Raw genomic sequence first — 8,504 nt, 5'->3', positions numbered from 1 at the left:
ACCACGCCCAACACCACGAACAACACCACGCCCAACACCCCGCGGGACACCCCGCGGGACACCACGCCCAACGCCACGCCCAACACGCCCCACACGCCCCACACGCCCGACGCCACGCCCAACGCCACGCCCAACGCCACGCCCGACACCACGCCCAACGCCACGCCCGACACCACGCCCAACACCACGCCGAACGCCACGCCGGACACCGCGCCCGACGCCGCGCCCCACACCACGCCCAACACCACGCCGAACGGCGCGCCCACCCAATAATTAACAAAAAGTCCTAAATTTGCTGCTATTATGCTATGGATAATCAGAGGGGTAATTACAGTTAAGAGAAGACCCTGAATCCCTAGACGCAATTGTACGGGATGGTTATCGCCGCCGTCTCTCGTTTCCACATACCAGCGCACTGCTTGGGGAAAATAAAACACCCAGTACAACAGCAAAAGATAATCAAAGGGATTCCATAAAGATAAATCGCGTCTGAGTTTAGGAGCGAGATTAATGGTGGGGACGGTGCTTTCCTTCATAATTTTTATCTCTGGCTATTTACCCGGTGATGGTTTATTAAGTAGGTAGGTGTTAACTGTCAAACACCCCCCTTATCAAGGGGGGATTAAGGGGGGATCAAACCCCCCTTATCAAGGGGGGCAGGGGGGAGCCATCTTCAATTTAAATATAACCAGCTAAGTGAACTACTCTCAACAGAGTTGAGAGCTTCCTATTTCACGGGGGATTGCCTCAAGACGGACTTACGCCCAACTTTTGGTCTTACATCCCCTCTATAGGCAGTATCGCTAGTTCCTAACGACAATATCCGTAAGGCTTCATTTTTGATGTTTATCGCCGCATTTATATCACGATCATGGGTTGTTTTGCAATGCTCACAAGTCCATGTTCTAACATCAAGTGGTAAACTCGCTACTTGATTTAGACAGACATTACAAGTTTTAGAACTAGGGAAAAACCTATCAACTTCGATATAAGTTTTTCCTTCCCATTCTGCCTTGTATTTAAGCATTGTACAAAACATTCCCCAACCACAATCACTAATAGCCTTAGCTAAATTATGATTGCGTACCATGCCTTTAACATTGAGATTTTCTACCGCAATAACTTGGTTTTCGTTAACTATCTTACGGGATAGCTTGTGGAGAAAATCCTCACGACATCTTGAGATTTTAGAGTGAACTTTAGCTACTTTACGTCTAGCTTTTTGACGGTTGTTACTTCCCTTCTTTTTACGGGATAACTTTTGTTGTTTACGCTTTAAATTACGTTGATGTTTAGCTAAATGTCTAGGATTCTCATACTTACTACCATTGCTGGTAATGGCAAAATGAGTAAGTCCTAAATCAATTCCTATGCCTTTGCCATCCTTTGATGTCTCAGGCAACTCCAATTCGTCATCAACTAAAATAGAAGCGTAGTATTTACCGTCTGGAGTTTTTGAGATAGTAACGGTTTTAATTGTTCCTTCAAATTCCCGATGACGCACACAATAAACTAATCCAACTTTACCCGGTAATTTGAGGTAGTCACCTTCAAACTTGACATTAGCTGGATAGCTAATTGATTGCCTACCATGTTTGGACTTGAATCTTGGTAATCTAGCCCGTTTTTCAAAGAAATTTTGATAAGCTTGCGATAAGTTCAAAGCAACAACCTGTAAGCACTGAGAATAAGCATCTGTCAACCACTCATATTCTTTTTTGAGACTAGGCAATAGTCCCTGAATATAGTTTCGTGTTAGCCCTTTTCCTGTGGTTTTATAGGTTTCTTGGCATAAATTCAAGGAATAGTTCCAAAACCAGCGACAACAGCCGAAGCCTTTAGCTAAGGCTATTTCTTGCTCGGTATTGGGTTTTATTGTGAATTTATATGCTTTGTACATGGCTGTTATCAAGAATCTATATTTATGATAACACAACTTTATAGAATTGTCTATATGCTGGTCAGCATTCATCCCATCGCTAAAAGCGAGGGACTTCTGCTGACACTAAGTTAAATCAACTTCTGAAAGACAAAAAGGGCAAAAAATCAGAGTTTTAGCAATAAAATAACTATTTTTTGACCAAAAAAGTCATTTATTGGCTTTTATTGCCTTTTATCTCCCGGCATCCCTGTTTTAACCCCCATGAATCCCAATCGGGCGATCGAGATTAATTTTTTGGCCTGCTTATTCGATAAAATAGGAAATTAGGCCATCTAATCAAATCTGTATCCTTAAGGCTATGACAATTATTTCTCGATCGATCCCCCAATCACCCACTAAATCATCGTCTATCGGCGGCTGGCGCGGTTTGATCGAAGAATATCGCCAATTTCTGCCCGTAAGCAGTAAAACCCCTGTAATTACCCTCCTAGAAGGCAATACACCCCTGATACCCGCCCCCTATCTCTCAGCACAAATCGGGCGCGATGTCAAGGTTTTTGTCAAATATGATGGTTTAAATCCCACCGGCAGCTTTAAAGACCGGGGCATGACCATGGCCATCTCGAAAGCTAAAGAAGAAGGGGCAAAAGCGGTGATTTGTGCCAGTACCGGGAACACCTCGGCCGCGGCGGCAGCCTATGCAAGAAGAGCCGGGATGCGGGCCTTTGTGATTATTCCCGACGGTTATGTGGCCTTAGGAAAATTAGCCCAGGCTTTATTGTACGGAGCGGAAGTCATCGCTATTAATGGCAACTTCGATGATGCCCTCAAGATTGTCCGCCAACTATCAGAAAATTATCCCGTAACTTTAGTCAATTCCGTCAATCCCTACCGTTTAGAGGGTCAAAAAACCGCCGCTTTCGAGATTGTCGATGTCTTGGGTAATGCTCCCGACTGGTTATGTATTCCCGTGGGTAATGCGGGCAATATTAGCGCCTATTGGATGGGATTCTGTCAGTATCACCAGATAGGTAAATGTGACCGACTGCCCAAGATGATGGGTTTTCAGGCCGCCGGGGCCGCCCCTTTTATCTCCAAACAACCGGTTGACCATCCCGAAACCCTAGCCACGGCCATCCGTATCGGCAACCCCGCTAACTGGGAAAAAGCTTGGGCTGCTAGTCACGCTAGTCAAGGGCAATTTCACGCGGTCAGCGATGAGGAAATATTGGCAGCCTATCGGATTTTAGGAGGCCAAGAGGGGGTTTTCTGTGAACCGGCCAGCGCCGCTTCTGTGGCAGGATTATTAAAAGTGCATCAACAGGTTCCCGATGGGGCCACCGTAGTGTGTGTTTTAACGGGCAATGGCCTAAAAGACCCTGATTCGGCGGTAAAATACAGCAATAATCAACTAAAATCCGGGATTGCTCCCGAATTAACGCAAGTGGCTCAAATTATGGGCTTTTAAGCTAACGTTAATTCGGTTAAGCAGTGCTTCTATAAAACTCCCTTAGAACTAGGAATTATACCAGCGCGACGGGGATCGATCGCTATGGCCATACTCATCGCCCGGGCAAAAGCTTTAAAAGTAGCCTCAATAATATGATGGGAATTAATCCCGTCTAATTGGCGAATATGTAGGGTCATTTGACTGTGATTGACCAAAGCGACAAAAAATTCCCGCACTAGCTGAGTATCGTAGGTTCCCACTCTTTGGGTGGGAATTTCTAGACCATAACTGAGGTGGGGACGACCGGAAAAATCGAGGGCAACCTGCACTAAAGCTTCATCGAGAGGGGCGACAAAATGCCCGAAACGGACGATGCCTTTTTTGTCTCCCAAAGCTTGCAGTAAAGCTTGTCCGAGGGTGATTCCCACGTCTTCATTGGTGTGATGGTCATCAATTTCTAGATCTCCGGTGGCACGCACATCGAGATCGATCGCAGCGTGGGAGGCGATTTGCTGCAACATATGATCAAGAAAGGGAATTCCTGTCTGGGCGCGACAATTGCCGCTACCATCAAGATCGATCGTCACCTGTACATCGGTTTCTTTGGTAGTACGACTAACCGAGGCGCGACGGCAAGGTGAGACAAAAGAATCGGGGATCTGGGAAGTGGAAATCATTTAAGTAAAAATAAGTAGGTAGCCGTTAAAAATTATCAGATGCCCCCCTTATTAAGGGGGGATTAAGGGGGGATCGGCACCCCCCTTATCAAGGGGGGCAGGGGGGATCGAATTATGGACTAGGGAGATGGGGGTTTTTTTCAGTAATCAGTGAACTTAAAACTCATATCTGATAACTGATAACTGATAACTGATCACTGAAAAGGCCTAACTTTCTGGTTCAGTTTTAGCTTCCGCTGGCGGACCGGGGGGCAACACTTCCTCGCTCAGGGGTTGAGGATTTTGGCTAGTGGGGGGACTAGCGGGGGAACCCTCCGGCTGATTGAGAGCGGGGGTTTGGGGAGGAGTTTCTGGGGCTTTTTCTTCGATTATCGCTTCTTTGGGCGGTTCTGACTGGGTTGGGGCCGGATTTGGACCTGTGGTTTCGGGCGGCTTGACGTTATCCGGTTGGGGGCTAACGGCCGGTTGCGGCGGTTGATTAGGACGAAGCGGGGTTTCAATTGCCGGCGTTACGGGGGGGGAGTTACGAGTATTGAGGTTACTACCCTCTGGTTTTGGGGGATTAGCGATCGCACCTCGGCACACTTCCGGGTTAGGGGCAAAACTGACTCGCACCTGATAGATTCTCGACTCACCACTGGGATTATTAAAACGAGTTGATCTCACTTCCCCAGCCGCCTGTTGATTGAAAATCGGGAAGCCAGCACTTTTAATTAACTGGGGTTCACTGCTGAGGCGGCCTTGGGCATCCACCGTTACCCCATAAACCGCCGTCCCCGCCAATTGACGGGAACAAGCCGTAGCGGGATAATTACCGGTCAAATTGACGGTAGTTATGCCTCTGCTGCCCTGATTGGGCTGATTTAGTTCATTTAAGGCGTTAGGATTAGTTTTTTGGACTCTGGCCAGCCAATCCACCTGATTTCTCATAGCATCCTCGTTACTGGTATTGCTTTTATCCGCCTCCAGGGAGCGCAAACGTTCCCGCATTTCCCACATTAATTGTTGACGACGCTGTTCATCTAGGGGCGATTGACCATTCGGCTCCGGTGTGCGGGCTAGGGAATTGTTTAATTGTTCCTGCGCCTGTTGCGATGCACTAAGGGGCGAATTTCGCAATCTATCTAAAGTTAGATTATCTTGGTAGGGATCGAAGTAAGGCCGCACCTGCTGGTTATTAGTCTCCCTAGGCAGATTATTATTGTCCGGCAGGGTGGGAACAGCAGGAGGACTGGGTAAACTGGGGGTAGAAGTGGGAAAATTGCGAGGAATCGGTAATCTACCCAGGGAGGGGATAGATGCCACGGGAGGAGAATAGATATTGACGGAGGGTAAAGAGGAGAGGGGAGGTAAAGCAGGTAAGGAAGGTAAGGGAGGAAGGGAAGAAACCGAGGGTAAAGGAGGTAAGGTGCTGTTATGGATGCCATCCATGGGGGGGAGAGGAGGCAAAGAGGAAGAGGACGAATTGGGGTTAGGCAGTTCCGGTAAGCTGGACAGGGAGGAGTCGAGACTGGGAAGACGTGACTGCTCTAGAGGGTTTAATTCAATCAGATTGACGTTGCGTAATTCCTTTTTTGGCTCCTGCGCTGGATTATTGAGGAAATTAGGTAAGATAATCGCTAAAATTAGGGCATGAATACCAAGAGAAGCGGCGAACGAGAGATTATTAGAGTTAATTAGTTTATTTTCTTCGGTTTCTAGACCAAAATAGGAGGATGTCATAATGCTAGTTAATTGAGCAGAGCCTTGAGGGGAAAAGTTAACTCTATTTTAATCGTCAGGGCGATTTTTTTTCTTGAGGGCGGGGAATTAATTGGTGTCAGTACCCCACCACCCCACACCTAACACCCCACACCCTGCCACCACCGAAAAACTTTTTCAGCCAACCCTACTGATGCGGTGAGCGGGCCACAGCTTTTAATTTGGGATACAATTCCGAAGGGTCTAACAAAGGGATAAACTCATCGATTGCCGGTTTAAAATTAGCCGGAAAATTCTCCCTAGTTCCAGGACCGTTAGGCGATTTAGGCACTGATTCTAATTCAGGGAATTTGGGCGTTTCCGGGGTTAACTGCGAGAATAATTCCTCCACATTACTCATCCCTTTGCGAGGATCATTAAAAAGAGAAGTTTCTAAGTTGAGTAAAGAATCTTTACTCGTGGCTACTGTGCCATTATTATCGGCTTTTCCCGCTTCTGGCTCTGGACAGGGCTGCTCAAGGGTGGGAGAAGGTATATTGATCTGTTCCCGTTTAGGGATAACTGCTGGTTTTTTGCCATCTAACTGGGAATCTAGCAAGTTTTTACAAACCAAGCGCTCGAATTCCCCCGTAAAATGAAAGGTAGGATGGCCGCGACGGTGCCAAATTTTGAGGATTTCCTCCACCGAAATGACTTTGTAACGTCCCTGATAGAGTGCCTCTAAAATCGCCATGCGAATCCAATTTAGCGAATAGATGGGCAACCAGCGCTCGATTAATTCTTGCGCTTTATATCCTCTCATTTCAAATCGATATTGGTTGAGTATAGTCGCTATCTGCATGAGGTTGATCTCTGGGCTAATCTCTGCCATAGAATTTACAAAAACAGTGAGCGCAATCGTTACGGCTACTAGGCACTCTATATATTAAGATTCTATTCAGGTTTTTCCTAGTGGTTTTTCCCTATTCTCCCCACACTTAACCCATTCGGCACATCTTCGCTCAAGGTCAGTTGACTCCCTAAGTTCGGGTTCGCTTTCGGTGGCAATTTATCTCTGGCGACCTTAAGATAGTTTTTGTTTTTCCCTTGACTATGGTGGCCAAGCATACACCTCTTTGTTACCACAACTTGGGTAATTTGTCAAGGAAAAGGCAAAATTTCCTCAATAAACCCAGAGGAGATAGAACTACAGCACTACCCTGACAGCCCAGAACCTTGCCGTTGACTGAATACCCGATCGAGGTTTTCTGAGTCTCCAGAAATTTTTTGTTAAAATTTGCAACATAACTTAACAATGTGTTACACTTCTTAACATAAGCATACAAAAGGAGCCTCCCCATGACTGCCCGCGGCTACACCACCGAAGAACAAGGAAGACTGAATAATTTTGCTGTGGAACCGAAAATGTACGTTGATAGTTCTAGCAGTCTCGGTTTTACCAAAAAAGCTGAAAAATTGAATGGCAGACTAGCCATGATTGGCTTTGTCTCTCTTTTAGCCATTGAATTGTTAACCGGTAAAGGAATTATTGCTTGGATTACCAGTCTCTAAGAATTAACAATCCCGTCGCGTTGTTCGGGGAGTTCAGTCCCCGTCCAGACGGGGTGGTTTAGATACCATAAATGCCCTCAAAAACAGCTTTAGCAGGACCTGTCATGTAAACCCGGTTATCGGTTTGGGACCAGTGAATCTGAAGACAACCACCGGGCAGTTCCACGGTACAATGGCGATCGCATTTAGCCGTTAACAGGGCCGCCACTACCACAGCACAAGCACCAGTACCGCAAGCGAGAGTAATTCCCGCTCCTCTTTCCCAGACACGCATCTTCATATAATCCGGTGCGATTACCTCCACGAACTCCACATTAGTCCGTTGGGGAAAAACCGGATGATGTTCAAATTTTGGCCCGATAGTTTCTAGGGGAATAGAGGCCAGATCATCGACAAAAGTGACACAGTGGGGATTACCCATACTAACGCAAGTAACTAACCAATCTTTGCCCTCCACCTCTAGGGGAACCGCGAGGACTTTTTCTGACCCCTTGACCAAAGTGGTGGGGATTTCACTGCCTAGGAGTTGCGGCGGTCCCATATCGACCGTTACCTGTTCATTGGCTTCTAAACGGGGAATAATCGTTCCTGCTAGAGTATGAATGCGATAGGTGCGGCCAATGGCGTTGTTAGCCTCTAAACGGGCGATAAATTGGGCTAGACAGCGAATACCGTTACCACACATTTCTGGTTCCGAACCATCAGAGTTGAAAATTCTCATGGTGTAGTCGGTTGCTGCTTGGCCGGGAAGCGCAAAAATCACGCCATCGGCACCGATGCCAAAATGTCGATCGCACATAGCCACGGCCATTTCCGCTGTGATCAGGGGTTCGGGACTGTGACGGTTATCTATCAAAATAAAATCATTGCCCAGGCCTTGATATTTGGTAAAGGGGATTTTCATCGAAAATTTTGGGTCTGAAACCCCGTCGTTCTACGACGGCTTTACTGTTAAATATTAGCACATTTACGAAATATATGCTAGTGTGAAAGGACATGGAAAAAGCCTATTCGTTTCGATTTTACCCCACACCAACACAAGAGTCGCTATTGCGGCGCACATTGGGCTGTGTAAGATTGGTTTACAATAAAGCTCTCCATGTCAGAACACAAGCTTGGTACGAAAGACAAGAAAGAGTAGGATATGCTGAAACGTCTTCAATGCTAACTGATTGGAAAAAGCAAGAAGAATTAGAGTTTTTAAACGAAGTTAGCTGTGTACCTTTACAACAAGGGTTAAGAC

Annotated in this window: 8 protein-coding genes and 1 pseudogene; 3 read left to right on the top strand and 6 right to left on the bottom strand. The window is 46.6% G+C overall.

What is annotated here, in order from left to right; translation table 11 throughout:
• Together O9290_RS11635 and tnpB are read right to left on the bottom strand one after the other, a co-directional pair.
• Window positions 1-536: pseudogene (locus tag O9290_RS11635) on the bottom strand (hypothetical protein); the annotation flags it as partial.
• Window positions 537-727: 191 nt separating this feature from the next.
• The gene (gene tnpB / locus O9290_RS11630) at window positions 728-1,900 is read right to left on the bottom strand and encodes an IS200/IS605 family element RNA-guided endonuclease TnpB (RefSeq protein WP_002764978.1); all 1,173 of its coding nucleotides are present in this window, start codon (window positions 1,898-1,900) and stop codon (window positions 728-730) included.
• A gap of 340 nt (window positions 1,901-2,240) precedes the next feature.
• On the opposite strand from tnpB, the gene thrC reads away from it, so the two are divergent.
• Window positions 2,241-3,350 carry a threonine synthase gene (gene thrC, locus O9290_RS11625; protein ID WP_008203543.1) on the top strand — a complete coding sequence of 370 codons (1,110 nt, stop codon included), beginning with the start codon at window positions 2,241-2,243 and terminating at the stop codon, window positions 3,348-3,350.
• A gap of 29 nt (window positions 3,351-3,379) precedes the next feature.
• Here the strand turns inward: thrC and hisB are convergent, their stop codons facing one another.
• The 3 genes from hisB to O9290_RS11610 all read right to left on the bottom strand — a co-directional run bounded on the left by hisB (window position 3,380) and on the right by O9290_RS11610 (window position 6,581).
• A complete protein-coding gene (hisB, locus tag O9290_RS11620; RefSeq protein WP_002782099.1) occupies window positions 3,380-4,009 on the bottom strand; it encodes an imidazoleglycerol-phosphate dehydratase HisB in 630 nt (209 codons plus the stop codon).
• Window positions 4,010-4,216: 207 nt separating this feature from the next.
• A complete protein-coding gene (locus O9290_RS11615) occupies window positions 4,217-5,731 on the bottom strand; it encodes an energy transducer TonB (protein WP_288087073.1) in 1,515 nt (504 codons plus the stop codon).
• A 166-nt stretch (window positions 5,732-5,897) separates the two neighbouring features.
• Window positions 5,898-6,581: a hypothetical protein gene (locus tag O9290_RS11610; protein ID WP_147072603.1), complete on the bottom strand. Its 684-nt coding sequence runs from the start codon at window positions 6,579-6,581 to the stop codon at window positions 5,898-5,900.
• A 467-nt stretch (window positions 6,582-7,048) separates the two neighbouring features.
• Between O9290_RS11610 and O9290_RS11605 the strand changes: the two genes are divergently transcribed.
• Window positions 7,049-7,261: a CAB/ELIP/HLIP family chlorophyll-binding protein gene (locus tag O9290_RS11605; protein ID WP_002732553.1), complete on the top strand. Its 213-nt coding sequence runs from the start codon at window positions 7,049-7,051 to the stop codon at window positions 7,259-7,261.
• A 58-nt stretch (window positions 7,262-7,319) separates the two neighbouring features.
• Here the strand turns inward: O9290_RS11605 and dapF are convergent, their stop codons facing one another.
• Complete coding sequence (gene dapF / locus O9290_RS11600; RefSeq protein WP_002756688.1) at window positions 7,320-8,165, bottom strand: diaminopimelate epimerase; 846 nt, start codon at window positions 8,163-8,165, stop codon at window positions 7,320-7,322.
• 92 nt (window positions 8,166-8,257) lie between these two features.
• Here dapF and O9290_RS11595 point away from each other — a divergent pair.
• The coding region (locus tag O9290_RS11595) for a helix-turn-helix domain-containing protein (RefSeq protein ID WP_288059512.1) at window positions 8,258-8,504 on the top strand (247 nt) is incomplete at its 3' end.

It is taken from the genome of Microcystis sp. LE19-41.2A, assembly GCF_027530405.1.
Lineage (GTDB): Bacteria > Cyanobacteriota > Cyanobacteriia > Cyanobacteriales > Microcystaceae > Microcystis > Microcystis aeruginosa.
This window is presented reverse-complemented; position numbering and strand designations above follow the sequence as displayed.

Bases quoted from the DNA above. Each gene is read 5' to 3' on its own strand.
- tnpB (WP_002764978.1), bottom strand. From the start codon at position 1,900: ATGTACAAAGCATATAAATTCACAATAAAACCCAATACCGAGCAAGAA.
- thrC (WP_008203543.1), top strand. From the start codon at position 2,241: ATGACAATTATTTCTCGATCGATCCCCCAATCACCCACTAAATCATCG.
- hisB (WP_002782099.1), bottom strand. From the start codon at position 4,009: ATGATTTCCACTTCCCAGATCCCCGATTCTTTTGTCTCACCTTGCCGT.
- O9290_RS11615 (WP_288087073.1), bottom strand. From the start codon at position 5,731: ATGACATCCTCCTATTTTGGTCTAGAAACCGAAGAAAATAAACTAATT.
- O9290_RS11610 (WP_147072603.1), bottom strand. From the start codon at position 6,581: ATGGCAGAGATTAGCCCAGAGATCAACCTCATGCAGATAGCGACTATA.
- O9290_RS11605 (WP_002732553.1), top strand. From the start codon at position 7,049: ATGACTGCCCGCGGCTACACCACCGAAGAACAAGGAAGACTGAATAAT.
- dapF (WP_002756688.1), bottom strand. From the start codon at position 8,165: ATGAAAATCCCCTTTACCAAATATCAAGGCCTGGGCAATGATTTTATT.